This is a genomic window from Brevibacterium sp. BRM-1 (genome assembly GCF_026802075.1).
Taxonomy (GTDB): domain Bacteria; phylum Actinomycetota; class Actinomycetes; order Actinomycetales; family Brevibacteriaceae; genus Brevibacterium; species Brevibacterium rongguiense.
This window is the reverse complement of sequence record NZ_CP113788.1, coordinates 2,033,824-2,056,916: the sequence shown is the minus strand read 5'-3', so window position 1 is coordinate 2,056,916 and position 23,093 is coordinate 2,033,824. Positions and strand designations below refer to the sequence as shown.

At 75.2% G+C, this 23,093-nt stretch carries 20 protein-coding genes; 11 read left to right on the top strand and 9 right to left on the bottom strand.

What is annotated here, in order from left to right; genetic code table 11:
- Positions 1–9: 9 nt before the first annotated feature.
- On the top strand, positions 10–1,455 hold the full coding sequence (locus BRM1_RS08980; RefSeq protein WP_268525316.1) for a YfcC family protein: 1,446 nt from the start codon (positions 10–12) through the stop codon (positions 1,453–1,455).
- Here BRM1_RS08980 and BRM1_RS08975 read toward each other — a convergent pair.
- The 3 genes from BRM1_RS08975 to BRM1_RS08965 are packed head-to-tail and all read right to left on the bottom strand — an operon-like array spanning position 1,439 to position 5,657.
- Positions 1,439–2,338 (bottom strand): galactosyltransferase-related protein, encoded by a 900-nt coding sequence (locus BRM1_RS08975; RefSeq protein WP_160952334.1) that lies wholly within the window; start codon positions 2,336–2,338, stop codon positions 1,439–1,441. The two genes, BRM1_RS08980 and BRM1_RS08975, sit on opposite strands and share 17 nt — an antisense overlap.
- Entirely contained in the window at positions 2,335–3,402 is a 1,068-nt protein-coding gene (locus BRM1_RS08970; protein WP_268525313.1) for a hypothetical protein, read from the bottom strand. The genes BRM1_RS08975 and BRM1_RS08970 overlap by 4 nt, the downstream gene beginning before the upstream one ends.
- Positions 3,399–5,657: a glycosyltransferase gene (locus BRM1_RS08965; RefSeq protein WP_268525312.1), complete on the bottom strand. Its 2,259-nt coding sequence runs from the start codon at positions 5,655–5,657 to the stop codon at positions 3,399–3,401. Before BRM1_RS08965 ends, BRM1_RS08970 begins: the two co-directional genes overlap by 4 nt.
- Positions 5,658–5,868: 211 nt before the next feature.
- Here BRM1_RS08965 and BRM1_RS08960 point away from each other — a divergent pair, with 211 nt between their 5' ends.
- The 4 genes from BRM1_RS08960 to BRM1_RS08945 are packed head-to-tail and all read left to right on the top strand — an operon-like array spanning position 5,869 to position 10,615.
- Positions 5,869–6,873 carry a WcbI family polysaccharide biosynthesis putative acetyltransferase gene (locus tag BRM1_RS08960; RefSeq protein WP_268525311.1) on the top strand — a complete coding sequence of 335 codons (1,005 nt, stop codon included), beginning with the start codon at positions 5,869–5,871 and terminating at the stop codon, positions 6,871–6,873.
- A gap of 16 nt (positions 6,874–6,889) precedes the next feature.
- Entirely contained in the window at positions 6,890–9,127 is a 2,238-nt protein-coding gene (locus tag BRM1_RS08955) for a glycosyltransferase family 2 protein (RefSeq protein ID WP_268525309.1), read from the top strand.
- A gap of 56 nt (positions 9,128–9,183) precedes the next feature.
- The gene (locus BRM1_RS08950; protein ID WP_268525307.1) at positions 9,184–9,945 is read left to right on the top strand and encodes a glycosyltransferase family 2 protein; all 762 of its coding nucleotides are present in this window, start codon (positions 9,184–9,186) and stop codon (positions 9,943–9,945) included.
- Positions 9,938–10,615 (top strand): hypothetical protein, encoded by a 678-nt coding sequence (locus BRM1_RS08945; protein ID WP_268525305.1) that lies wholly within the window; start codon positions 9,938–9,940, stop codon positions 10,613–10,615. The genes BRM1_RS08950 and BRM1_RS08945 overlap by 8 nt, the downstream gene beginning before the upstream one ends.
- Here the strand turns inward: BRM1_RS08945 and BRM1_RS08940 are convergent.
- The 4 genes from BRM1_RS08940 to BRM1_RS08925 all read right to left on the bottom strand — a co-directional run bounded on the left by BRM1_RS08940 (position 10,555) and on the right by BRM1_RS08925 (position 12,449).
- Positions 10,555–10,806: a hypothetical protein gene (locus BRM1_RS08940; protein ID WP_160952329.1), complete on the bottom strand. Its 252-nt coding sequence runs from the start codon at positions 10,804–10,806 to the stop codon at positions 10,555–10,557. The two genes, BRM1_RS08945 and BRM1_RS08940, sit on opposite strands and share 61 nt — an antisense overlap.
- 64 nt (positions 10,807–10,870) lie before the next feature.
- Positions 10,871–11,248 carry a biopolymer transporter Tol gene (locus tag BRM1_RS08935; protein WP_268525304.1) on the bottom strand — a complete coding sequence of 126 codons (378 nt, stop codon included), beginning with the start codon at positions 11,246–11,248 and terminating at the stop codon, positions 10,871–10,873.
- 5 nt (positions 11,249–11,253) lie between these two features.
- Positions 11,254–11,967 (bottom strand): CPBP family glutamic-type intramembrane protease, encoded by a 714-nt coding sequence (locus BRM1_RS08930; protein WP_160952327.1) that lies wholly within the window; start codon positions 11,965–11,967, stop codon positions 11,254–11,256.
- The gene (locus tag BRM1_RS08925) at positions 11,964–12,449 is read right to left on the bottom strand and encodes a pyridoxamine 5'-phosphate oxidase family protein (RefSeq protein WP_268525302.1); all 486 of its coding nucleotides are present in this window, start codon (positions 12,447–12,449) and stop codon (positions 11,964–11,966) included. The genes BRM1_RS08930 and BRM1_RS08925 overlap by 4 nt, the downstream gene beginning before the upstream one ends.
- Positions 12,450–12,701: 252 nt before the next feature.
- Here BRM1_RS08925 and BRM1_RS08920 point away from each other — a divergent pair, with 252 nt between their 5' ends.
- Together BRM1_RS08920 and BRM1_RS08915 are read left to right on the top strand one after the other, a co-directional pair.
- On the top strand, positions 12,702–14,216 hold the full coding sequence (locus BRM1_RS08920) for an NAD(P)H-binding protein (protein WP_268525301.1): 1,515 nt from the start codon (positions 12,702–12,704) through the stop codon (positions 14,214–14,216).
- A 112-nt stretch (positions 14,217–14,328) separates the two neighbouring features.
- Positions 14,329–15,468: a hypothetical protein gene (locus BRM1_RS08915; RefSeq protein WP_268525299.1), complete on the top strand. Its 1,140-nt coding sequence runs from the start codon at positions 14,329–14,331 to the stop codon at positions 15,466–15,468.
- Between the two features lie 17 nt (positions 15,469–15,485).
- Here the strand turns inward: BRM1_RS08915 and BRM1_RS08910 are convergent, their stop codons facing one another.
- Positions 15,486–16,112 carry an SDR family oxidoreductase gene (locus tag BRM1_RS08910; RefSeq protein ID WP_268525297.1) on the bottom strand — a complete coding sequence of 209 codons (627 nt, stop codon included), beginning with the start codon at positions 16,110–16,112 and terminating at the stop codon, positions 15,486–15,488.
- A 38-nt stretch (positions 16,113–16,150) separates the two neighbouring features.
- Positions 16,151–17,323, bottom strand: a complete 1,173-nt coding sequence (locus BRM1_RS08905) for a CaiB/BaiF CoA transferase family protein (RefSeq protein WP_326956727.1) — start codon at positions 17,321–17,323, stop codon at positions 16,151–16,153.
- Between the two features lie 391 nt (positions 17,324–17,714).
- Here BRM1_RS08905 and hutI point away from each other — a divergent pair, with 391 nt between their 5' ends.
- Genes hutI through BRM1_RS08885 form a run of 4 tightly spaced genes read left to right on the top strand, consistent with a single transcriptional unit; the run spans position 17,715 to position 23,093 of the window.
- Positions 17,715–18,935 (top strand): imidazolonepropionase, encoded by a 1,221-nt coding sequence (gene hutI, locus BRM1_RS08900; protein WP_268525295.1) that lies wholly within the window; start codon positions 17,715–17,717, stop codon positions 18,933–18,935.
- Positions 18,932–20,521 (top strand): histidine ammonia-lyase, encoded by a 1,590-nt coding sequence (gene hutH, locus BRM1_RS08895; protein ID WP_268525293.1) that lies wholly within the window; start codon positions 18,932–18,934, stop codon positions 20,519–20,521. Before hutI ends, hutH begins: the two co-directional genes overlap by 4 nt.
- Entirely contained in the window at positions 20,518–21,732 is a 1,215-nt protein-coding gene (locus tag BRM1_RS08890) for an allantoate amidohydrolase (RefSeq protein WP_268525291.1), read from the top strand. The genes hutH and BRM1_RS08890 overlap by 4 nt, the downstream gene beginning before the upstream one ends.
- A complete protein-coding gene (locus BRM1_RS08885) occupies positions 21,729–23,093 on the top strand; it encodes a formimidoylglutamate deiminase (RefSeq protein WP_160952320.1) in 1,365 nt (454 codons plus the stop codon). Before BRM1_RS08890 ends, BRM1_RS08885 begins: the two co-directional genes overlap by 4 nt.

Below are 23,093 nucleotides of genomic sequence, written 5' to 3'. Positions count from 1 at the left end.
ATCGGACCTGTGAACACCGCGCCCGCGCGCCCGCGGAAGGGCCTGCGGGCCGACCGCGTGCCGCACACCTTCGTCATCCTCTTCGGCATCACCGTGCTGCTCGGCATCGCCACCTATCTCATCCCCGCCGGCGAATACGACAAGCGACCGGACTCCGCCGGCCGCGACCTGGTCATCAGCGGCACGTACCACGCGGTGGCCGCCGCCCCGGCCAGCCCGGCCGATCTCTTCATGTCCGTCCTCGCGGGCATGGAGAAGGGTGCGGAGATCATCTTCTTCCTCCTCATCATCGGGGGCTGTCTGGGCGTGCTGAACTCCACCGGCGCGGTCGACCGGATGCTGCGGCGGGTGCTCGCCCGGTTCGCGGGGCGCGAGCTGTTCATCATCCCCGTGGTGCTGGGCTTCTTCGCGCTTGCCGGGGCCACGTTCGGCATGAGCGAGGAGGCGATCCCCTACCTCATCATCATCCTGCCGATCCTCCAGCGGATCGGCTTCGACCGAATCCTCATCGCGGCGCTGCCGCTGGTGGGCACCGCGGTGGGCTGGGCCGGGTCCATCACGAACCCGTTCAACATCGGCATCGCTCAGCAGATCGCCGGGGTGCCGCTGTTCTCCGGCATGGCGGTGCGCGCGGGGCTCCTCGTCATCCTCTACGTCGTCGCGGCGGCCTACTTCATGCGCTACGGGGCGAAGATCCTCAAGGACCCGAACAAGAGCCTCGTGGGCATGGGCGCCGCCGCTCCGGATGGCTCGCCGCAGCCCGCGGGCGGCCCGGACGGCGGCGCCGGCGATCCGCAGGACGGCCCGTTCACCGCGCGCGATATCGCGATCGTGTGCGTCTTCGTCGCGGCGATCGTCACGGTGCCGGTGGGGATCATCGCGTTCGGGTGGTTCATCGCGGAGATGTCCGCGGTGTTCATCGTCATGGCGCTCATCGTGGCCGTCATCGCGCGGATGGACTACAACGCGGTGGCGGAGACGTTCACCGCCGGCTGCAAGGACCTGCTCGTGGCCGCGCTGTCCGTGGGCCTCGCCTACAGCGGCATCGTGCTGCTGACCGACGCGCACGTGCTGGACACGATCGTCTACGGGATGGCCAGCGCGGTGGGCAGCCTGTCGAGCACGTTCGCCGCCGGCGGCATGGTGGTGGCGCAGAGCGCCATCAACTACCTCGTGTCCTCCGGCAGCGGCCAGGCCGCGCTGACGATGCCGATCATGGCCCCGCTGTCCGACCTCGTGGGCGTCAGCCGCCAGACCGCGGTCCTCGCCTTCCAATTCGGCGACGGCATCTCGAACTGCCTCACCCCCACGAGCGGATCGATGATGGCGGGCCTCGCCATCGCGGGGGTCTCGTGGTTCACCTGGGCGCGCTTCCTGCTGCCGCTCATGGGAGTCTTCTACGCGATCGGCTGCGCCTACGTCATCGTCGTGCACATGTTCATCTGGACCGTCTGAGCCGCAGGCCGGCCTCCGGGCCGGCGGCACGGGGGTCGTAGTCCACGAGCCCCGCCGCGGCGAAGGCCTCGAGCCACCCGCGCATCGGCCAGTGGCCCCAGCGCCGGAAGAACAGGCGGGCGTTGGCCACGATGTCCTCGAGATGCTCCACCGGCGGCCGGCTGACCGGGTGGTACAGGTGCACGGCGGCCGCACCGCCCGCCCACACGAGGTCCGCGCCGGCCCGCCGGGCGCACAGCGCGAAGTCCGTGTCCTCCCCGCCGTAGCCGCAGTAGTCCTCGCAGAAGCCCCCGATGCGGGCGAAGGTGCGCGGGCGCAGCGCGAAGGCCAGGGACCAGAACAGGGCGTAGTCGGCCTCCGCGGCCTCCGCTGCCCGCACGGCCTGCAGCGTGCCCGCCGGCGGGTCGGGGCGCGCGGGATGGGGCCGGCGGATCGCGGTCATCGCGGCGATCGGGTCCGGCCCCGGGGTGCTTGCGGCCCGCTGCCCCAGCGCGAGGCGCGGATCCGTCTGCGCCTGGGTCAGGTAGGTGACGGGGCCGGTGAGCAGCGCATCGGGCTCGCGCACCGCGGCCGCCTCGAGGGCGGGCAGGAAGCCCGGTGCCGGCAGGCAGTCCGCGTCGAGGAAGACGAGGAGGTCGGCACCCTCCCGGCTGCCGGCCTCGGCCAGGGCGTTGCGCGCCCGGGCCAGGGGCAGGCGGCCCCGCGCCGGCACGTGCAGGGGGGTCATGGAGGACGGCAGGCGCTGCGCGGCGAGGTCCGAGGGGGAGGGGCTCAGGACGGCCACGCGATGGCGGGCCGGCGGCGCGGCGGCAAGGGCCGCATGCTGGGCGAGCACGCGGTGGAGGCGGTCCGGCGTCGCGAGCGTGAGGACCTCGACCCTCATGGGCGCCCACCGCAGGCGGCGGTGATCGCGGCCGCCGCGGCGGCGGCCCCGTCCGGGCGGTGCCAGCCGCGCAGCGGCCCGGCGGCGCGGGCCCGATCGAGCAGGCCGTCCCACGCGGCGGGCGGGGGCGGGCTGTCCACGACGACCGCGCCCAGCTCGGCGAGCATGCGCGCCGTCGCCGCCTGCTCGCCGAACGGGCGGGGCGCCGGCAGGATCGCCCCGGGCCGGCCGGAGCGGGCGAGCTGGGCGACGCTGCCCAGCCCCGCACCCACGATCGCGACGTCGCAGGCGGCCAGCTCCGCCGCCACGGCGGGGCTGAACGGATGGCCGGGCACGCCGATCAGCCGCCACGCATGGCGGGAGGCCGCGGCGGCGGCCTCGAGGTCCCGGGCGGTGAGCAGCGAGCCGCCGGCGCCGCCCACGGCGAGCACCCGCAGCCGTCCCCCGGCCGGCGCCTCAGACCGCGTGCCGGCCGGTGCGGCGGCGTTCCGGCCGGTGTCCTCGGGATCGTCGTCCGGCGCGAGGCCGCCCACGCACACGGCCCGCGCCCGGCCCACGAGGTGCGGGGCCGCAGCGGCGAACGCGGACGCGCCCAGCGCCTCGGCGGAGGGGAAGGGCGCGATGATGACGCTGGCCAGGTCGAGCGCCAGCCGATGCGGGGCGTCCGTGCGGTCACCCGGCTGGGTGAACAGCGCCACCGGGAGGCCCAGCAGCCGCCCCAGGAGCGCGGCCTCCGCGGAGACGTCCACGACGAGTCCGGAGAGCCCGAGCGCGGCCTGGGCGATGGCGGCGAGGCGGCGGGCGTGGCCCCGGTGCAGCAGCGGAGCCCAGTGGAGCCGCCCGCCGGCGGTGGGGTCGGCGCGCGCGGGGTCCGGGCACGCCTCCTCCGGCCCGGCATCGGCGTCCAGTCCCACCCAGCGGACCGGGCCCGCCGCGGACGCGGGCGGGCGCGCGGGCGCGGGCAGGGAGGAGAAGACGGTGATGGGCTGACCGATCAGGGGCGCCACCGCGCGCAGGCGGTCCAGGTGTCCGCGCCCGTGGTGGTGGAGGTACCAGCCGATCATGCCCCCGCCGCCAAGTCGGAGCGTGCCCCGCCCCGGCGCGGAGCGCGGGCGGCGAGGCGGCGGTAGCGCCGCTCGAGCGCGTCGACGGTGCGGTCGAAGGAGAACCGCTCGAGCGCCTGGGCGCGCGCGATGGAGCGCGCCTGCTCGGCGGCGGCGGGATCGGAGCGCAGCGCGAGGAGCGGGCGCAGCGCGGCCGCGAGGTCCGCGACCTGGGCGCGCGGGTTCGCTCGCGGCGCCACGAGGTGGACGCCCTCCACCCCGGAGAACGTCTGGCCCAGGCCGCCGCGGGCGATCGCGACGACGGGCGTGCCGCAGGCGAGCGCCTCGGCCACCACCTGGCCGAACGGCTCGTCCCACACGGGGGTCACGAGCGCGGCCGCGGAGTCCGCGACGACGCCGGCGAGCTCGCGGACGGGCAGCGGTCCGCGCACGTCCACCAGGCTGCCCGCGGCCGCCGCCGCGGGCCCGAAGACCTCCTGCGCGTAGGCCTCATCGCCCACCGGGCCGACGACGGTGAGCCGGGCCCCGGCCCGCACGGCCGCCGCAACGGCGAGGTGCGGTGCCTTCTCCGGCACGATGCGCCCGAACCAGCAGATGCCCTCGCCCCCCGGGCCCAGCGTCCACTCGCCGGTGGCGACCCCGTTGCGCACGACGTCCGCGCTCACCCCGCGCGCGGCCCAGGCGGCGGCCGTATGGCGCGAGACGGTGATGAGCTCGGAGGGGGCGGACTCACCGGAGGCGGAGGCCCGCCCCCGCCCGCCCGCGCACAGGGCCGCGATCATCTCCGGCTGGGGCGGCGTGTGGAGGGTCGTGAGGAGCGGCACGGGGCCCGGGGTGCGCAGCGGCAGGGGGTGCGCGCTGTGGTCGTGGATGACGTCGAACGCCTCCGGGTGGGCATGCGCGTAGCCGAGCGCCCGCGCGAGCGCCGCCGCCTCCACGGGCAGGAGCGCGGGCGGCAGGCGCGCATCCGTGCGCTGCGCATCGGCGGGCCACTCGGCACGCGGATAGGCGAACGCGGGCACCCCGGAGTCCAGCAGGTCGGAGCCCTCGGGGGCTGCCAGGGAGACACGGTGGCCGCGCCGGCGCAGCTCGCGCGCCAGCGACCACACGTGGGACTCGAGGCCCCCGCGGTGCGGCTGGCCGATCGGGTGGGTGAACGCGGACAGCAGCAGGATCGACAGGCCCTCCGGCGCGCCCACCACGGCTCGGCCGGCCCCGCTCGCGCGGGCCCGCCGGTAGACGGCGGTGTGCTCGGAGCGGAACGTGCGCAGCCGGCGCCGGCGCTCGGCCGGCTCCAGGCGGGGCAGCGGCGCGAGGCGCTCCGCCGCGGCCAGCGCGGCCACGATGTCCGCTGCGCCGTCGGAGGCGAGCGTGAGGTTCGCCTGCCGGTGCTGCTCGCCCAGGTAGCCCACCCGGGGCATGAGCGTGCGGGTGCCCAGGTCGTTGGCGAGCTCGAGCAGGCCGGAGTGCGTCCCGTGCGCATAGGGCAGTGCGAGCAGGTCGAGGCCGGTGATCCAGGCCTCGAGCTGGGCGTCGCTGAGCCGGGGGGTGCGCACGGTTCGGACCCGCTCCAGCGGCGCGAGCTCGCGCAGCAGGGCACGGGCGGCGGCCTCGCGGCCTGCGCGGAAGGTCCCGTGGTGGAGGACCTCGAGGCTCCAGCCGGGGCAGTGCGCCGCGAGCGCGGCGGCCAGCGAGCCGATGAGCCCCACGTCCACGGACGGGCGGGCGTCCTTGAGCAGGACGCCCACCGTGCGGCCGGTCCGGCGCCCGGCGCCCCAGGGCTCCTCGGGCTGAGCCGGCTCCCCGGGGCCCGCGGGGGCGCCGAGCGGCGGGTGCTCGACGACGATGGCCCGTCGGCCGTAGCGCGCCTCGATCTCGGCGGCCGCGCCGGGGGTGAGCGTGAGGACCTCGGCGGCTGCGACGACGAGCAGGCCCAGGCGCTCGCGGAACGCCTCCTGCTCCGCGGCGGCGAGCTGGGGGTTGTCCAGGTCGTGCACGGTGAGCACGAGGGGCTTGCGGTGCGCGCGCAGCGCGGCGCAGAACGCGCTCAGCTGCTCGCGGGTGAAGCCCTCGAAGCCGAAGTGCACGTGGCAGACATCGAAGCGGTGGGCGTTCGCCGCGACCCAGCTGGGGTCGAACGCGGGGGAGGCGCGCCAGGCGGACTCCGGGGCGTCCTGGACACCCGGTGCGAGCGGCACGCGCTCCACGTGGGCCGCCTCGATCGCGGCATCGACGTAGGGGTGGGTCGATGGCACCGAGAGGACCCGAATCCGCACCGTTGACCTGCCCATCTCCGGGAATCGCCCCGACTAGCCGATGTGGGCCGGCCCTCCGTGTGCCGCAGCGGCGGCGCGGCCGTCCCTTGCCATCGTAAGGCACCTTGTTCCTCTGCGGGCGCGGGTCCTCTGCGGGCGCGGGCGGGGGCACCGCCGCCGGGCGGGCCGGCCGGGCCGCTAGGCTGGGCGGGTGACGACCTCGCGCGCCTCCGGGGCGCACCGCACCGCGGCATGGCGCCGCCATTACGGTCGCTTCTTCGGGCTGGCCGATCCGGCGCCCGGCGACCGCCCCCTCGTCGTGGTGCACGGGAACTGCCAGGCGGGGTCCGTGCGGCGCCTGCTCGAGACCGCGGGGGCCGATGCGCCGCTCATCCCGCCCGTCCACGAGCTCGAGGCCGAGGACCTGCCCCACCTGCGCCGCCTGCTCGCGGCCGCGGACTTCCTCGTGGCCCAGCCCGTCCGCCGCGGCTACCGCGGGCTGCCCATCGGCACGGAGGACATCGCCGAGGAGCTGGGGCCCGGCGCGGGCACGGTCCTGATCCCTTCGCTGCGCTTCTCCGGCTACTTCCCCGCGCAGGCGACGCTGCGCCCCGCCTGGGCGGGGGCGGTCGATCCACCGCTCGTCGCCTACCACGATCTGCGCACCCTCCTCATCGCCCACCGCGCCCCGCACCTCGCCGCCGATCCGGAGGCGCCCGGGGCGCCCGCCCGCATCGCCGCCGCGGCCGGGGAGCTCGAGGTCTCCGCCGCGGCCGTAGCGCGGCTCGGCGCGGACTCCGTGGCCGAGCTGGCCCGGCGGGAGGCGGCGGCCGGTGCGGTGCCGGCGTCGGACCTGCTGGCGGCGGACATCCGCGCCTACCGCACCCACCACACGCTCAACCACCCCGCGAACGCGTTCTTCGCACGGGTGGTCGAGCGCGTGGTCCGGCGCCTGCGCGACCTGGGCGCCGCGCTGCCGGGCGCCGTGCGACCGCCGGACTTCGAGATGCTCGGAGCGGTCAGGGCCGCGCTCGAGCCCGCCGCCGCGCAGCACTTCGGACTGCCGGCGCGGCCGTGGAGCGTGGACGGCCGCGAGCTGCCGGCCGCTCGCCTGCGCGCGGCCCAGCTTGCCTGGTACGCGCAGCATCCCGACTTCGTGTCCTACGGCCTTGAGCACTGCCGCGCCCGGCTGCGGCTGCTGGGCTGGGTGGACTGATGGCCGGGGGCCGCTGATGGCGCAGCTGCCGGTGCACGTGCTGGTGGGCGGGCTCGACCACGGGGTCACGGCGCTGGCGCACCGGCTGGCGCTGGACCTGGGCGCCCCGCTCCTGCGCGCCGCGGGCCCCGCCGAGCTCGCCGCTGCGCCCGTACCGGCGGCGGTCCACCTGCACTTCACCGACCGCCTCTTCGGCGCGGACCCCGCCGCCGCGGCCGCGTGCGCCGAGCGGTTCGGCGCGAGCGGCCGCATGAGCGTGACGCTCCACGACCTGCCGCAGCCAAGCGACGGCCGCGGGTACGCCGCCCGCGCCCGCGCCTACCGGCGGGTGGCCGCCGCCGCCCGGCTCGTCGTGCTCAGCTCCGACCATGAGCTCCAGCTGGCCTTCGAAGCGGGGGTGCTGCGCCGCGCTCCGCGCGCGGGCGATCCCGCGGCCGCGGTGATCCCGCTCCCGCTCCAGACGGCCGCCGCGCCCGCCGCGGCGCCGGATGCGCCGGATGCGCCCGGCCCTGAGGGCGGGCCGCCCACGATCGGCCTCTTCGGATTCGCCTACCCGGGCAAGGGATACGAGGAGGTCATCGACGCCGCGGGCGCGGTCGATGCCGCGCTCGCCGTGCGGGTCCTCGGGCGCGCCGCCCACGGCCACGAGGACGCCATCGCGGCGCTGCGGCAGCGGGCGGCCGCCGCGGGCGTCGGTTTCGAGCAGCGCGGTTACATCCCCGCCGAACGCGTCGTCGCGGAGCTGCGCCAGGTCCACGTGCCGGTGGTCTTCCACCAGCACTTCTCCGCCTCCGGGTCGCTCAACAGCTGGATTGCGGCCGGCCGCCGCCCGCTTGTCATCGACACCCGCTACACGCGCGAGATGGCCCGGCTGCGGCCGGGCACGGTCACCCTCGTCGCCCCCGACGCCCTGCCGGACGCGCTCGCGGCCGCGCTGCGCGAGCCCGCCTCCACGTGGCTTGCCCCGGAGGGCCGCGCCGATCCCGTCGATGCGGTGGGCGCCTACGCCCGGGCCTTGGCCGGGCTGCCCGAGCCGGCGGTGCCCACGAGCGTCGTCATCCCCTTCTACGACCCCCAGCCGGCGGAGGACACGCCGCATCGGCGACGGCTGCAGGACGTCCTCGCCGCGCTGCGCGCCGACGATCCGAGCGCGGAGGTCATCGTCGTCGACGACGGCTCGCCCCGCCCGCTCGCGTGCGAGGGCGTGCGCGTGCTGCACCAGGAGGACCGGGGCTTCCGCGCGGGAGCCGCCCGCAACCTGGGCGCCGGGGCCGCCCGCGGCGATGTCATCGTCTTCCTCGACGCGGACACCGTGCCCCAGCCGGGGTTCATCGCGGCGCTGACCGCCCCGGTGCGGGCGGGGGTGGCCGAGGTGGCGGTCGGCTCGCGCCTCCACCCGCACGGTCGCGCGTGGGCGCCGGTCGGGTGGCTGGCGGACGGCTACACCGCGACGGAGGACCTGCGGGCCGCCGATGAGGCGTCGTATCGCTTCGTCATCTCCGCCCTGGTCGCCCTGCCGCGCTCGCTGGCCCTCCTGGCCCCGTTCGATGAGACCCTCGTGGGCTACGGGGGCGAGGACTGGGAGGCTGCCCACCGCTGGTGGCAGGCTGGGGCCCGGCTGCTGCACGTGCCCGGCGCCGTCGCCCATCACGCCGAGCCGGACTGGGCGGGGCGGGGCGGCCGCGGCGATGCGGCCGCGCTGGCGCAGAAGAACCGCGAGACCCGCGCGCTGGCGGCGCGCATCCCCGCGCGGTGGGCGCGCCCGCGCGGCGTGGGCTTCGCGGTGCCCGAACTCGCGGTGGTCGTGCGCGCCGACGCGCCAGCGGATGCGCTCATCGACTGGACCGCCCGCCTGCTTGCCGTGCTGCCGGATGCGCAGGTCCGGCTGCCGGCCGGGTGCGCGGCCGCGTTCTTCGCGGCGGATCCGCGCGTGAGCACGGCCGCCGGTGCCGCGGGCTGGCGCTACCGCCTCGAGGTCGAGCGGCTGTTCGGCGAGCCGGAGGCCGTTGCGGATGTGATGCGCACGCTGGACACCGCGGCCGAGGCCGGCGAGTGCGGCGGGCGGTGGCGCCGCGCCGGCTTCACCGTGCACGGCCGACCCGCGGCGGTGCTGGTGAGCGCTCGCGCGCGGGCACTGGAGGAGGCCGCGGGGATCGGCGGACCGCTCGGCGCCGAGGGCGCTCGCGGGCTTGCCGTCGCCGTGGCCCCGGCGGAGGAGCGGATGGACCTGGAGCGCGCGTGGGCCGGTTGGTAGCGCCGACCGCGGCGGCACCGGGTGAGGAGCTGCCCTCGTGCTCGGTGGTCGTTCCCGTGCGCGACGACGCGATGCAGCTCCGAGGGCTGCTGGCCTGTCTGGCAGCCCAATCGCAGCGCCCACTGGAAGTCATAGTCGTGGACAACGCGTCCGACGACGCCACGGCGGCGGTCGCGCGGGCGGCGGGATGCACAGTGCTCTTCGAACCGCGGCAGGGGATCGCGCCGGCCGCGCACCGGGGGTACGATGCGGCGCGCGGTGAGCTCATTCTGCGCTGCGATGCGGATTCCCGCCCGCCGCCCGGATGGGTGAGAGCGCATGCGCGGGCCCACGCGCATGCGAAACCCGGCACGGCGGCGGTGACCGGTCCCGGGTGGTTCCAGGGCCTCCCGATCGTGGGTGCGCTCCTCACCATCGCCTACGTGGGCGCCTATGTTGTGAGCGCCGGGGCCGCGCTCGGTCACCCGCCGCTGTTCGGCACGACCATGTCGTTGCGCAGGGAATGGTGGCACCGGGTGCGCTCGGACGCCTCGCGCAGCCCCCGCGTGCACGACGATATGGACCTCTCGTTCCTCATCGGCTCGGACGAACGGGTCGTGTTCAGCGCCTCGGTGGGAGTGCGCATGTCGCTGCGCTCGCTGCGCTCGCTGCGCTGGGGCCGCTTGGGCTTCGACCGCTGGCGGCGCGCGGGATCAACCCTTGCGCGGGCCTGGCGCAGGGAGTTCCCGTGGGACCGCTGGCGGCTGCGACTGGGGCAGCTGAAGCGCGCCGTCGGTGCGGGGCGAGAAGGCGCCGTGCGGGAGGGCCTCGGTGAGTGAGCAGCACCCACCGCGGGGCCGGAGTGCCCTCGCCGCGCTGCGCGCCGTGGGTCTGCTGGCGGCCCGCTGGTCGGGCCTGGTCTTAGCGGTGGGCCTGTTCACCAGCGGCTGGCGTCGGCCCGGTGGGTGCTCGCTGTGGGTGGAGGGGCTCGTTGCGCTCCTCGTGGGCCTCGAGCAGGTGGTCGCCTGGCGCACCCGTCTGCCCGTGCGCTGGGAGATTGCCGGGTCGACGGCGACCATGGCCGCGGCCATCAGCTCCTACCTGGATCTCTACGCGCGCATCTGGTGGTGGGATCTCGCCGCCCATGCCCTGGTGACGGGAGTGCTCGCGGTCCTCGCAGCGTGGCTCATCCGGCGGCCGAGGCCGGGTGCCATCGTGGCAGCGGGCCTCGTCCTGGCTCTCAGCTGGGAGGCCATGGAGCTCTGGGGGCACGCCTATGTGGACAGCACCGTGAACGTCGCACCCTGGGACACCGTCGGAGACCTTGCCGCCGGCCTGATGGGGTCGGTGGGCGCCGCGGCGCTGTGGCGCGCCAGGGGCACCTCGGAGCCCGAGGGCACGGGCGAATGGCGGGCCGCCCCCGGCCTGCGCCGGCCGGGGGCGGCGGGTCAGACCGCCGGGGTGGCGGTGCGGACCGCGGGCTTCGCGCTGCCGGGGTTTTCGGTGTAGGCGATGATCTCGTCGACAATCCGCTCGAATTCGGCGTCGTCGACGCTGACCTGCGCCTCGTCAAGCCCTTCGCGCAGCTTCGCGGCGAGCTTGCTGCGATCGGCGCTGTAGTCCCAGGACGTGGCGGTGTCCACGGCGTGCTGGGCGGCTTCGCGAGCGGCGTCCAGCTGCTCGGCGGTGGGTTCGGTCATGTCGATTCCTCACTCGGGTGCGTCGGGTTCGCCGGGGCGGATGCCCCGATGCGTGTGGGCGAGCCTACCCGCGATCACCACCGCCGAACACCCGCCCGGCGGCCGCCTCATCCCCCTCGAGGGCGGCAAGCGCGTCCGCGGCCCGGGCGTGCCTGTCCTGTTCGGACAGCTCCCACCAGGGGGCTCCGCGCTCGCCCAGGCCGTGCTTGGCAAGGCCCACCGTGCGCCGGGCGGCGGCAACGGCCTCGGTGTCCTGCGCCTTCGTCCCGGCCCGCACACCGGATCTGCCCCGCCCGAGGTGCGACTTCAGCTGCTCGACCACCTCGGCGGCGAGGGCGGGGTCGGTCCGCCGCCAGCGGCGGCCGCGCACGGTGAAGAACTTCTCGTCGTCCGTGGGGGAGTCGCCGCTCGGGTCGGCGTGGCGCGACGTGCTATCCGGCATGGCGCTCACACCGCCTGGAGGAGGGCGGGCAGCGCCATGAGCATGGCCAGCGACCACACGAGGTGCATGACGATCGGCGAGGTGAGCGACCCGGTCCGGCGCGCCTCGGCGGTGGCGGCGGCACCCAGCGCGGCTGCCGCGAACACGAGCAGCGGGACTCCCATGGTGGCGGAGACCGCCATGTAGAGCCCCAGGGAGACGAGCGCGCGGGTGCGGAAGCGGCCCGGCAGGAGGAGGAGGGCCGTGCGGCGGTAGAACAGCTCCTCGGCGATCCCGCTGAGGGCGGTGATGATGGCGACGGGCAGGAGGTGCCCGGCCGTGGCGTGCTCGAGCAGGTGGGCCACGGGGCCGGCGAGCAGCGGGATGCCCCGCACGGCCAGCGCGCCTGCGGCGAAGACGGCGGCGAGGCCCGCGCCCCAGGCCAGGCCCCGCAGCGCGTCGCGGCCGAGGCGATGCGCGCGAAGCGTCCTGCGCGGGCAGCCCCAGAGCCACCAGGCAATGGTGTAGACCACCGCGACCGCGCAGCTGGCGGCCATGAAGACACCGCCCCCGCTGGGGGCGCGGCCGGCGGCGAACAGCCCCGCGGCGGCCAGCGCCACGGGGACGAGCCAGCGCCACGCGGGCGCGCGCGAGGCGGGCGGCGCGTGCTCACCCGACGCCGCCGCACCGGCCGCGCCGCCGGTCTCCGCGCGGCGCCGGCCGGTGGGCGGCTGCCTCACAGCTCGGTGGTGGCGCTCCCACCGCCGGGGCGGTCGCCGGTGACCTTGGCCTTGACCATCTGGGCCACGGCGGAGAGCTTGCCCCCGGTCATGCCCCAGTGCTGGGCGGAGTCGGTGATGACCTTCATGAGGCCCAGGTTCGGATCCTGGCGGCCGCCCTCGAAGTAGGCGCCCGCCTCGTCGTTCCACAGCTCGTCGATCTTCGCCTGGTCGTCGACGAACTGCACCTGGCCGGAGACGGAGAGCCAGTTGCCCGCCTCGGAGATGGCGAGATTGACGTGCGGGTCCTTGCGCAGGGCGACGGCCTGGTCGCCCTGCAGGCCCACGAAGAACCAGACATCGGCGTCATCGGTGACCTGCTGGGGGGACATCGGGTGCGAGAGGAGCTTGCCGCCCTCGCCGGCCGTCGTGAGCATGAGGTAGCCCGCGCGCTTGAGGATGTCGACGACGTCTGCCTGATCGAGCGTGTTCGTGTCAGCCACGGTGTTCTCCGTTCATCGAGTCGCGCCGGAGCGGGGCGGGCCGGTCGACTCGCCCGCGGTGATGCGGCAGCGGCGCACCGCCAGCATACAAGGCGCGCGGGCGGCGGCGCAGCCCGCTCGGGTGCGGGATCGCCTGCGATGGCGGCAAGGAGGCTGGCCGGAATTCCGGTGTGGGCGGTGGCCCGCGACCCTAGACTGGGGTCGGCGGCGTGCGGTCGGGCGGCGCCTCGACGACCGAGTGGAGGAGACATGGTGGGACCGGAACAGGGGCGCAGTGAAGCCCGCGCCCGGGCGGGCGCCGCACGAAGCCAGGAGCGCGCAACAGCCGGGAGCGCCGAGCAGGCCGGTGACCAGCCGCGCCGTGCGCTCGTCACCGGAGCCACGGGCTACGTGGGCGGTACGCTGGTGGGAGAGCTGCTGCGGCGCGGCTGGGCCGTGCGGACGCTCTCGCGCAGTCGGGGGAAGGCCGAGTCCATGCCGTGGGCGGAGGCGATCGTCGCCCAGGGCCAGCGGGCCGGCGCCGGGGAGGTCGAGGTCTGCGAGGGCGACGCCTCCGAGTTCGACGATGTCGCCGCGGCCATGGAGGGCACGAGCGCTGCGTGGTATCTGCTGCACTCCATGGGATCCGCCGCCGACCTCATGGCCGAGGAAACGGCCATGGCGCGGACGTTCGCGCGGGCGGCGGAGACCGCCGGCATCGACCGGATCGTCTACCTGGCCGGCCTGCATCCGGATGACGAGGAGCTCTCCGAGCACCTCGCGTCGCGCACCGCGGTGGGGCGGATCCTGCTCGACTGCGCCGTTCCCACCGCCGTGCTGCAGGCCGGCGTGGTGCTGGGCGACGGCTCGGCGTCCTTCACGATGCTGCGCAGTCTCTCCGAGCGCCTGCCGGGTGCGATCGGACCGCGGTGGATCCGCAACCGCATCACCCCCATCGCCGTGCGCGATGCGATGTTCTACCTGGCCTCCGCGGCGGAGCTGCCGGCAGAGGTCAACCGCGCATTCGACATCGGGGGACCGGACACGCTCGAGTACGCCCAGATGATGCAGGAGTACGCGAAGGCCGTGGGACTGCTGCCGCGCCTGGTGCTCACCGCGCCGGTCACCACTCCGGGCCTTGCCGCGCACTGGATCGGGCTTATCACGCCCGTGCGCAGCGGCATGGCGCGCCACCTCATCGGGAGCCTGCTCAACACCACGGTGGTCAAGGAGCGCGACCTCGAGGGCCTCGTCGGCACGCCGCCCGGGGGAAACCTCACGTTCCGCGAGGCCGTGCGCGCCGCGGTCGAAGACCTGGACACGCGGCGCTGGAGCCGAGTGCTGGGAGTCTCCGCCGCCGCTGCGGGCACGACGGCGGGTCTCAGTGGGCTCCTCGCCGCGGCGGTGCGCCGCAGCGCGGGGATTCGCACCCCGATCGCGGGAACCGGTCGCCTGGGCGGCGGCGCGGTGCGCGCGGTGGCCGATGCGGGTTCGGCCGGGGTTGCGGCGCTCGTCGTCGCGGACAGCCTCGAGGAGGGCGACTCGCGCGGGGCGCGGGGCGCTGCTGCGGCGTTTGCGGCCGCCGGGCTGGGCCGCATCATCGGCCGCGCGGCCGCGGCCGCGGGCTCGCCGGCGGTGCGCACCGCGGGAATCGGCCTCAGCGCGGTGTGCGATGCGGTACTGGGCAGGCGGGCGTACGCGTCCGCCCCGGAGCGCGCCGCGGTCGCGGCGGGCGCAACCGCGCTGAGCATCGCCGAGGAGGGGCGGGGCAGCACGGCACCGCGCTGAGCGGCGTGTGATGGGGGTCCTTCGCTGGCGGCAGACATCACTGAGGTCCATTGTTACGGTAGACGGACCGCGTTTTATCCGATTGTGTGGAGCCCCCGTGATACTGCAGCCCGTGACACTGCCACCCGTACCGCTGAAGACCGCGCGTCGGATTGCTGCGCTGCTTTCCGCCTTCCTGGTGGTGTGCGCACTCGCCCTTGCCCCGGGGGTCGCGCTGGCAGCGGTGGGCATCGCGAACTCGGAGGTGACGTACTTCGATGAGGACACTGGTGCGTATGGGGTGGTTGCGTTCGACGACGCTGTGCCGTGGTCGGTGAGCGGTGAGGACCTTTCTCCCGGCGGGAAGCCGTTGGTACTCGATCTGAAGATCAAGAACGAGACGAAGAACCCGCAGGAGTTCCGTGCCCTCATGAGTGCGAACCCCAAGGACCTGGGGGCGACGAGGGGAAATCCCAGCGATCTCCTCTTCCGGGTTTTCGTAGACGGTGAAGACCAGGGTGAAGTGCGTTTGGGCGATGCGTTCGCCTCACAGCAGCCATATGAAGGTGCTCCGAACGTGTGGCAGATCGGCCAGGGCGTGGATATCACTGGGAAACCGGGTGATATCCACACCGTGAGGGTGGAGGTTCGCCTGCCGCAGGAATCCGGCAACGAATCGCAGGTGGCCAGATTCGGTGCAAATGGAGCCGTCATACCCGGAGCCCCTCCGACGACCACAGCGCCGATCCCCTCGGAACCGGAGCCGAGTGGTCCCTCGTCAGCGAGCACGACGGTGACACCTTCGCAGCCTGAGCCCAGTGATTCCTCGTCGGCGAGCGCCTCGGTAACCCCATCCGAGCCCGAGCCCAGTGATTCCTCCTCGGCAAGCTCGTCCGCGACCCCCACGGACGGGCCCACGCCCACGGACGACCCGTCTGCGACGCAGACCTCGGACCCCGGTCCCATGGCACCGCCCACCTTCACGGTCCCGCCGACGTTCCCCAGCACCCCCGAGCCCTCGGGCTCCGCCACGACGACGAGCGCCACGACGTCGAGCGCCGCGCCGGCGCCCTCGTCCTCGCACGCCGCGCCGCCGCCCGGTCACGGTGATGACCCGTCGGACGATGGAGACGACGACGACAACGGCAACGGGCCCCGGGGCCCCGGCTCCCTGCCCCGGACCGGTGCGAGCGTGGCCAGCACCATGGGGCTGGCGCTCCTGCTCATCGGTGCGGGCACTGTCACGGTCCTCCTGGGCCGCCGCCGGAGCTGAGCGCGTGGCCCGGCCGGTCAGTACCAGGCCGGCTTGGGGCCGTCCGTTCCCGGCTTGTCGATGCCGACGCTCGCGCGCGAGTGAGCGCCGGGCTCCGCCAGCACCTCGGTGATGAACGCCGCGACCGAGGCGCGCGAGACCTCGGTGCCGGCAAACTGCTCGCCGCGCTGGGTGAGCTCGTAGTCGATCTCGTCGGCGTCGGTCAGCCACGCCGGGCGCACCAGTGTGTAGTCGAGGTCGGAGGCCTCGATGGTGTCGGCGGCCCGCCGGTAGGCCGGCAGTGCGCTCCCGATCATCTGCTCGTTCCACGCCTCGAACGGCTGGGGCAGCTCGTGGTAGATGCCCAGCGACAGGACGAAGACGAGGCGCGAGACCCCGGCGGCGCCCATGGCCTCGACTAGGATCGCCGCCTGTTCGTCGACATTGCCGCCCAGGTTGGCGTAGACCGCGTCCTGGCCCTGGAGCGCCTGTGCGAGGACCGCGCGATCGAGCACATCGCCCTCGATGACCGTGGCGCCGACGGGCGCGCTCACGCGCGACGCGCTCCGGGCGAACAGGGTGAGCCGCTCGCCGCGCTCCGCGAGCATGGGGATGGCCAGGCGCGCGATCTGACCGCTTGCGCCGAGCACCAGGATGTTGGACATGGGGGCTCCTTCCACAGGGAAAGCGCTTCTGATGGCGACTACCCGTGGGCCTCGGACGACTCGGAAGGCGCCTTGGATGACTCGGAGGGTGCCTCGGTGCCCAGCCACTCGGCCAGCACCGCCACCCGGTCCGCGTCGGGGCGCGGGGGAGCGGGCGTGGGCCGCGGGCCCGGGTGGGCGGAGAAGCGCGGCGCCGGGGCACCCTGCTCCACGCCGTCTCGCACGACGATCGAGCCGCGATGGGCCATGTGCGGCTCGGCCCGCGCCTCGGCGAGGGTGAGGACGGGCGTGACGCACGCGTCCGTGCCCTCGAACACGCGGGCCCACTCGTCGCGGCTGCGCTGGGCGAACCGCGCGGCGAACACCTCGCGCAGCGCCGGCCACTGCTGCGGGTCCGCCCGGTCCGGGATCCGGTCCGCCTCGAGCCCGAGGCCCGCGAGCAGCTGGGCGTAGAACTGGGGCTCGAGCGCGCCCACCGCCACGTAGCCGCCGCCGGCGCACTCATAGGTGTCGTAGCTGGGGTTGGAGCCGTCGAGGAGGTTGCCGCCGCGGGCGTCCGACCAGCGCCCCTGCCCCCGCAGCGACCAGATCATCTGCATGGCCGCGGGCGTGCCGTCGACCATCGCGGCGTCCACCACCTGCCCCCTGCCCGTGGTGGCGCGCTCGACGAGGGCGGAGACCACGCCGAGCGCCAGCATCATGGACCCGCCGGCCACATCGGCGACCATGTTCAGCGGCGGCACGGGCCGCTCGCCCGCGCGGCCGGTCGTGAAGAGCCCGCCGGTGAGCGCGAGGTAGTTGATGTCGTGCCCGGCCTGCTGGGCGCGGGGACCCTCCTGGCCCCAGCCCGTCATGCGGCCGTAGACCAGCCGGGGGTTGCGCGCCAGGCATTCGTCGGGCCCGATTCCCAGCCGCTCGGCCACTCCGGGCCGGTAGCCCTCGATGAGGACATCGGCGCGGGCGGCGAGGTCCAGCGCCGTGGCGAGGTCGGCCGGCGCCTTGAGGTCGAGGGCGATCGAGCGGCGCCCGCGCAGCAGCCACTGCCCGGCAGAGGCGTCGTCTTCGAGACTGCTGCGGGCGCTGGCCGGTCGGTCGGCCCGCACGACGTCCGCCCCGAGGTCTGCCAGCAGCATCGCGGCGTGGGGCCCGGGCCCGATCGAGGCGAGCTCCAGCACGCGGATGCCGGCCAGTGGTCCCTGTGTGCGTGTCATCGTCGACTCCGAGGTGGAAGGGAGGGGAATGCGAACCAGTAGCCACACTATCCCGGGGGCCGCTGCGGTGACCGAGGCGTGTTCGGGGCGGGCCCGGGCCTCGGCGGCCCCTGAACCGGGTTGGGCAGGAAGGGGCCCAAAGCCCCGAGCCCGCGGTGTCCGATATTTCGGATGGATCGCCGAGGCGCCTCCACCGCCCCGCCCGTGTGCCGGGTGACACTGGGCCCAGTGGGATGGCCCGTGTCACCGGCCCCGCCCATACTGGAGGACAGCACGCGCCCCCGCCGCGCGGCGGCCCGCCAGGCCGCTTCCCGCGGGCCCCGGCTCCGTAGGACCGAGCCCCACCAGTCCGACCCTGCCCGCCCCTCGACCGCCGCCCAGGAGCCGCCACGTGAGAGTTCTCGTCACCGATATCTCCGAGCTCGTGACCAACGACCCGGAGGCCGACGATCTGCTGGGCGTCTGCCACGATGCCGCCTTCATCGCAGAGGACGGCATCGTCGCGTGGGTGGGCCCCGCCTCGGAGGCCGCCGCACAGCCGGTGGACCAGGTGGTCCGGGCCCGCGGCCGCGCAGTCATCCCGGGCTTCGTCGACAGCCACAGCCACCCGCTCTTCGCCGGCGACCGCTCGGAGGAGTTCGCCGCGCGCATGGCCGGCAGCGAGTACTCTGCCGGCGGCATCCGCTCGACCGTCGATGCCACCCGTAAGGCCTCCGACCAGGAGCTCGAAGACAACCTCACCCGGCTCATCGCCCAGGCGGAGCACTCGGGAACCACGACACTGGAGATCAAGTCCGGTTACGGCCTCACGGTGGACGACGAGCTGCGCCAGCTCGACATCGCCGTCCGCTACAGCCCGGAGACGACCCTCATGGCCGCCCACGTGGTGCCCCCGGAGTACGCGGAGGACCCGGACGGCTACGTGGACCTCATCATCGACCGGCTCATTCCCGCGGCCGCGGAGCGCGGAGTGCGCTGGATCGACGTGTTCTGCGAGCGGGGCGCCTTCACGGAGGAGCAGACGGACCGCCTGCTCACCGCGGGCGCGCAGGCGGGGCTGCTCCCGCGCCTGCACGCCAACCAGCTCACCGCCGGCGGAGCGCTCAAGCTCGCGGCCGCTCACGGAGCGGCGTCTGCGGACCACGCGACGTTCGCCTCCGATGAGGACCTCGCGGCGCTGGCCGCCGCCGGCACCGTCGCGACCCTGCTGCCCTCCATCGAGTTCTCCACCCGCCAGCCCTACCCGGACGCCCGCCGCTACTTCGCCGCCGGGGTCACCGTGGCCATCGCCAGCGACTGCAACCCGGGCTCCGGGTTCTCCAGCTCCCTGCCGTTCTGCATCGCGATCGCCGTGCGGGACATGCACTTCACCGTCGAGCAGGCGCTCTGGGCCGCCACCGCCGGCGGTGCGGCCGCCCTGCGCCGCACCGACATCGGCCGCCTCACGCCCGGAGCGCGGGCGGACTTCGCCGTCCTCGACGCCCCCGGCTACCGCTACCTCGCCTACCGTCCCGGCGTCCAGCAGATCGCGCAGGTCTACCGCGCCGGCTCCCTCATCGCCGCCAACCCCAGCCCGTACATGTCGCCCGCAGCCCCCGAGGAGAACGCATGACCGCCACCGTCGCACTCGACCCCGACGCCCTGACCTTCGCCGACGTCATCGCCGTCGCCCGCCACGGGGCGAAGGTGGAGATCCCCGACGTGGTGCGCGAGCAGGTCGCCGCCGCCCGCCGCGCCGTCGACGCCCTCGCCGAGGCGCCCAAGCCGGTCTACGGCGTCTCCACCGGCTTCGGCGCGCTGGCCCAGCGCCACATCCCGCACGACATGCGCGCCCAGCTCCAGAAGTCCCTCATCCGCTCGCACGCCGCCGGCGTGGGCGAACCCGTGGAGCCCGAGGTGGTGCGTGCCCTCATGCTCCTGCGCATCCGCACGCTGGCCACCGGCCGCACCGGCATCCGGCCGGAGACGCTGCAGACGTATGTGGACGTCCTCAATGCGGGGATCACGCCGTGGGTCCACGAGTTCGGCTCGCTGGGCTGCTCCGGCGACCTCGCGCCGCTCTCCGCGTGCGCCCTCGTCCTCATGGGCGAGGGGCTCGTGCACGGCCCGGACGGCACGGCCGTCGAGGCCGGCCCCGTGCTCGCACAGGCGGGCATCGAGCCGGTCGAGCTGCGGGAGAAGGAGGGCCTGGCGCTCGTCAACGGCACCGACGGCATGCTCGGCATGATCGTCATGGCGCTGTTCGACCTGGAGCTGCTCGTCTCCACCGCGGACCTCACCGCGGCCATGAGCGTCGAGGCGCAGCTGGGCACGGACCGCGTGTTCATGCCGGACCTCAACATGCCGCTGCGCCCGCACCCGGGGCAGGCCGCGAGCGCGGCCAACATGTTCGCCGCGCTCGCCGATTCGCCCATCGTGGACAGCCACAAGGACTCGACCCACCTGGTCCAGGACGCCTACTCGCTGCGCTGCTCGCCGCAGGTGGCGGGCTCGGCGCGCGATTCGCTGACGTTCGCGGCGCTCACCGCGGCCCGCGAGCTCCGCTCGGCCATCGACAACCCCGTTGTTCTGCCCGACGGCACGGTGTCCTCCAACGGCAACTTCCACGGCGCCCCGCTGGCCCACGCCGCGGACTTCCTCGCCATCGTCGCCGCGGACCTCGCCTCCATCGCCGAGCGCCGCACCGACCGCGCCATGGACCCGGCCCGCAACCAGGGCCTCAACGCGTTCCTCGCCGATGACCCCGGGGTGGACTCCGGCCTCATGATCGCCCACTACACCCAGGCCGGCCTCGTCTCGGAGATGAAGCGCATCGCGGCCCCGGCCAGCATCGACTCCATCCCCTCGTCGGCCATGCAGGAGGACCACGTGTCCATGGGCTGGGCCGCCGCGCGCAAGCTCCGCCGCGCCGTGGACAGCCTGGCCCGCGTGCTCGGCATCGAGCTCTACGCCGCGGCCCGGGCCGCCGACCTGCGCAGCGAGGAGCCCGGCCCCGTCACCGGCGCGGTCATCGGCGCCCTGCGCGAGCAGGTCCAAGGGCCGGGCCCGGACCGCTTCCTGTCCCCAGAGCTCGCCGATGCGGTCGAGTTCGTCGCCTCCGGCCGCGCGCTGGGCGCCGCCGAGGCGGTGCGGCCCTTCGCGCACACGCTCACGGACACCGACGGCACCGTCCGCCACGGCACGGAACTGCGCGCATGAGCGCCGACGTCGTCTCCCTGCTCGGCCAGATCCGCGAGGTGGGCCGCGACCCCCGCGGCCCCGGCTACCAGCGCCCCGGGTTCTCGCCCATCGAGCGCGAGCTGCGCGAGTGGTTCGAGGCCGAGGCCGCGGCGCGGGGGCTCGACGTCGAGGTCGATGCGAACGGGATCACGTGGGCGTGGGCGACTCAGCCCGGCCCCAACGCCGTCGTGACCGGCTCCCACCTGGACTCCGTGCCCGGCGGCGGCCAGTTCGACGGTCCGCTGGGCGTCGCCTCGGCTCTGGACGCCCTCGACCGGCTGCGCGCGGACGGCCGTCTCGAGCGGGCCGCGCGCCCGCTCGCGCTCGCCGTGTTCCCGGAGGAGGAGGGCTCGCGGTTCGGCGTCGCGTGCCTGGGCTCTCGCCTCATCGCCGGCGCCATCGCACCCGAGCGCGCGCTGGGCCTCGCGGACGCCGAAGGCGATACGTTCGCCGAGGTCGCCGCCGCCTACGGCCTCGACCCGCACCGCATGGGCCCCGATCCCGAGCGCCTGGCGGGCATCGGCTCGTTCATCGAGCTGCACGTGGAGCAGGGCGTGGGCCTCATCGAGACCGGGCAGCCGGTGGCCCTGGGCGCCTCGATCATCGGCCACGGCCGCTGGCGCCTGCGCTTCACCGGCCAGGGCAACCACGCGGGCACCACCCCCATGGCCCACCGCGCGGATCCGGTGGCCGCCGGCAGCGCGGTCATCGGGGAGATCCCGCGGCTGGCCGCCGGGTTCGACCGCGCCGTGGCGACCGTGGGCCGCACGAGCATCCACCCCGGCGGCACGAACGTCATCGCCTCCGCCATGGACTGCTGGCTCGACATCCGCCACGCCGACGACGCCGTCGTCGCCCAGGTCCTCCAGGCCATCGTCGACCGCGCCCGCGACATCGCGGGCGCCGCGGGGGTGGGCTTCGAGGCCTCCCGCGAGTCCTACTCGCCCACCACCGTCTTCGATGCCGAGCTCACGGACCGCATGGCCGCCCGGCTCCCGCAGGCCCCGCGCCTGCCCACGGGCGCCGGCCACGATGCGGGCATCCTCGCCGCCCACGTGCCCTCGGCCATGCTCTTCGTGCGCAATCCCACGGGCGTCTCCCACGCCCCGGAGGAGGCCTGCGAAGACGCAGACGCGCGCGCCGGGGCGGCCGCCCTGGCCGACGTGCTCGCCGCGGAGCTGGGCGCATGAGCGCGGCGCCCGGCGCCGGCTTCTGGCTCGAGCGTGCCTGGACGGGCGGCGAGGTCCGCGAGGGCCTGGCGCTCACGACGGCCGCGGACGGCACGATCGCCGCCCTCGATTCCGCCGCCGAGGCGCCCGTAGGCTTCCGCCGCGTGCCCGGCCTGAGCCTGCCCGGGGCTGTCAACGCCCACTCGCACGCGTTCCACCGGCTGCTGCGGGGCCGCACGCACTCAGGCGGCGGCACGTTCTGGACCTGGCGCCAGGTCATGTACCGCGCCGCCGCGCAGCTCACGCCGGACTCCTACGGCCTGCTGGCCCGCGCCGTCTTCGCGGAGATGGCCGCGGCCGGCTACACCGCGGTGGGCGAGTTCCACTACGTCCACCACGCCCGGGGCGGCGCCCCCTACCCGGATCACGACATGGAGCGCGCGCTCGCCTGGGCCGCGCAGCAGGCCGGGATCCGGCTCGTCCTCCTCGACACCTGCTATCTGACGGGCGGGATCGGCAAGCCGCTGAGCGCCGAGCAGGCCCGCTTCGGCGACGGCGACATCGACGGCTACCTCGCCCGGCACGCGGCCCTGGGCGCGGCGCTGCAGGACTGCGAGCACGTGACGCTGGGCGCCGCGATCCATTCGGTGCGCGCCGTGCCCGCCGCGGACCTGCCCGCGTTCTCCCAGCTCACAGGCCCCCTGCACGTCCACCTGTCGGAGCAGCCCGCGGAGAACGAGGCGTGCCTGGAGGCCTACGGCACGACGCCCACGGGCCTCCTCGAGCGCGCCGGCGTGCTGGACGCGCGCCTCTCCGCCGTCCACGCGACCCACCTGCGCGAGGCGGACATCGCGGCGCTGGGCGCCGCGGTGGCCTCGATCGTCATGTGCCCCACGACGGAGGCGGACCTGGCCGACGGGATCGGGCCCGCCCGCGCGCTCGCGGACGCCGGGGCGGTCCTCGCCCTGGGATCGGACCAGCACGTGGTCCTCGATCCGCTCCTGGAGCTGCGCGGCCTGGAGGCCGGCGAGCGCCTGGGCAGCGGCGAGCGCGGCCGCTTCGGCCCCGCTGAGCTCATCGCCGCCCTCACCTCGGGCGGTGCCCGCTCCTTGGGACTCGATCAGGGCGGCCTGCAGACGGGCGATCATGACGGGGGCGGCCTGCGCGTGGGCGCCCCTGCGGACTTCTTCGCGCTGAGCCAGGACAGTGCCCGCACGATCGGCAGCCGCGGCGAGCAGGCGGTGCTGGCCGGCACCTCGGCGGACGTGGCCGAGGTGGTCGTGGCCGGCCGCACCGTCGCGGCCCACGGCGAGCACGCCGCGCTGGGCCCCGTCGCCGAGCTCTACCGGGAGGCGATGGCGGCCTTCGACCTGGCGGACTGA